Annotated in this window: 1 protein-coding gene and 1 pseudogene; both read left to right on the top strand. The window is 32.8% G+C overall.

Features of this window, described 5'->3' with window-relative positions; genetic code table 11:
- Nucleotides 1-54: 54 nt before the first annotated feature.
- On the top strand, nt 55-504 hold the full coding sequence (locus ACTHUW_RS12670) for a Fur family transcriptional regulator (RefSeq protein WP_442198482.1): 450 nt from the start codon (nt 55-57) through the stop codon (nt 502-504).
- 201 nt (nt 505-705) lie between these two features.
- A pseudogene (locus tag ACTHUW_RS12665) lies at nt 706-2,668 on the top strand (heavy metal translocating P-type ATPase).
- Nucleotides 2,669-2,817: the final 149 nt, after the last annotated feature.

The following is a 2,817-nucleotide window of genomic DNA, read 5'->3' as shown; positions in this document are numbered from 1 at the left end:
CTAGAGCTAGAAAGATAAGCTTAGATATAAATTTGTTAAAGTGTGCTAAAAAAGATGAAGGTTCTGCAACAATTCTATGAAATATTTGAAGAGAACAACTATAAAGTTACAGAACAGAGAAAACTATTATTTGAGGCTTTTCTAGAAAATAGAGAAAAACATATGACAGTGGAAGAAGTACATGGATATATTATTAAAAAAGATCCAGGTATAGGTATAGCTACAGTTTATAGAAGTATTCAACTATTGTATGAATTAAAGATACTTCAGAAATTAATATTAGACGATGGCACTAGAAGATATGAATTGAATATCAGTGAAGGAAATTCAATTCACTATCATTTGATTTGCAGGGAATGTGGGGAAATAATCGAGTCTTATGAATTAAGAGATGATTTATTGGAATCTATGAAAAAAATATTTGATGAAGACTATGGTTTTTTAGTTAGTGGTCAACAAATAAATTTTTTTGGCTTATGTGAAAAGTGTAGGGATATAAAATGAGAAACTTATATTTTGATTAAAAGATTTTGGGGATAGGAGGGGAATATGGAAACAATTGAACTATATTTACTTGGACTAGACTGAGCTAACTGTGCTTCTAGGATAGAAGCTAAGATAAAAGAAATAGATGGTGTTGAAAATGTATACTTAAACTTTATAAACAAGATAATTAAGATTAATATAAGAGAAAATATAAATAAGATGGAAATATCAGAAAAGGCTAAGGGAATTGTCAATTTTTTTGAGCCAAGTGTCAAGGTCACTGAAAACCATAAAGGAGATCACTCCAAAGAAGGTGGCAAAGAAGATAGGCATAGCCATGAGCATATCCACGAACATAGTCATAGCTTGCCTTCAAGGATAACAAGTATAAGACTAATAATAGGAGTTGTGATATTTGTAGTAGCCATGTTCTATCCAAAGACAGGTATATACAGATTGCCCATTTTTCTACTAAGCTACATTTTAATAGGTGGAGATGTACTTCTTAAGGCAGCTAGAAATATCTTAAGGGGTCAAGTCTTTGATGAAAATTTCTTAATGTCAATAGCAACTGTAGGAGCCTTTGCAATTTGAGAATATCCAGAAGGTGTAGGGGTAATGATTTTCACCAAGTAGGAGAATTTTTCCAGTCTTATGCTGTGAACAAGTCTAGAAGATCTATTTCTGAATTAATGGATATAAGACCTGATTATGCTAATCTTGTAGATGGAGATGATACAAAAATAGTTTCACCATACCAAGTCTATATTGGTGATGAGATAATAGTTAAGCCAGGGGAAAGAGTACCACTAGACGGAGAAGTTATATCTGGGTTTTCATCATTGAATACAGCTGCTTTAACAGGTAAGGCTATACCAAGAGACGCAGAAGTTGGAGATGAGGTTTTAAGTGGATTTATCAACCAACAGGGATTGATTAAGATAGCTGTAAACAAGGAATTTGATCAATTTACAGTTTCAAAGATACTAGACTTAGTAGAAAATTCTGGAAGCAAAAAGGCAGCAACAGAAAACTTCATAACAAAATTTGCAAGGTATTATACTCCAGCAGTAGTATTTACAGCCCTTGGATTAGCTATAATTCCACCTTTAATCTTAGGGAGTGCAGAATTTTTAGATTGGATTTATAGGGCCCTGGTATTCTTAGTTGTCTCCTGTCCCTGTGCACTTGTTATATCTATACCTTTAGGTTTTTTTGGTGGAATAGGTGGAGCGTCAAGACAGGGTATATTGATAAAAGGTGGAAACTACCTAGAAGCTTTAAATAATGTAAATACTATTGTTTTTGACAAGACAGGTACACTTACAAAAGGCGAATTTAAAGTTGAAAAAGTTGTTGTAACTAGTGACATAGAAGAAGAGGAGCTATTATATTTAGCCGCATTAGCTGAATCCATGTCATCTCATCCAATTGCTAAATCAGTTTTTAGCGCTTATGGCAAGGAAATCAATGAAGCTTCTATTTCTGAATATAGAGAACTTGCAGGCATGGGAGTAACATCAAAGGTATTAGATAAAGATATATTTTTAGGTAATAAATCACTGTTTGAATCCAATAATATAAAGGTAGACAGCTTATCAGAGGGAAAGACCATTATATATATAGCAATAAATGGACTATATTCAGTATATATTGTAATATCTGATAAGATTAAGGAAGGCTCAAAGAAAGCTATAAGCCAGTTAAAGAAAAAAAGAGTAAAAAATATTCTTATGTTAACAGGAGATAAAGAAATAGTAGCAAAAGAAGTAAGTTCAGAACTTGGCCTAGATGGATATTATGCAGAGCTTTTGCCACAAGATAAAGTAAGTAAGATTGAAGAATTAAAAGGAAAGCTAGATAAGAACGAGAAGATAGTATTTGTAGGGGATGTAATAAATGATGCCCCTGTTCTTGCAAGATCAGATATTGGAGTTGCTATGGGCGCTTTAGGCTCTGACGCAGCCATTGAAGCAGCAGATATTGTTTTGATGACAGATGAACTTGGAAAACTACCTATAGCTATGATGATAGCAAATAAAATAAATGTTATTGTATGGCAAAATATATAATATTTGCACTTTTAGTTAAAGCAGTTGTTCTAGCTCTTGGAGCTGCAGGAGAAGCTACAATGTGGTAAGTAGTTTTTGCTGATGTAGGAGTTGCTTTATTAGCAGTATGAAACTCTATGAGAGTCTTAAGCTATAAAGGGAAATAAAAACGAATCAATAAAATAAGTTGCTTATTAAGGGTCTTCAAGTTAGGTAAGATAAAACTTAGATAGTTGCAGAATGTGATTTTTAAAAATATCTGTGTTATCCACAAGAAAGG

Source organism: Senegalia sp. (in: firmicutes), from assembly GCF_052088025.1.
GTDB lineage: Bacteria > Bacillota > Clostridia > Tissierellales > SIT17 > Anaeromonas.
This window is presented reverse-complemented; position numbering and strand designations above follow the sequence as displayed.

What these genes read in the sequence shown, in the direction of transcription:
- ACTHUW_RS12670 (WP_442198482.1), top strand. Translation starts at nt 55, where the DNA reads ATGAAGGTTCTGCAACAATTCTATGAAATATTTGAAGAGAACAACTAT.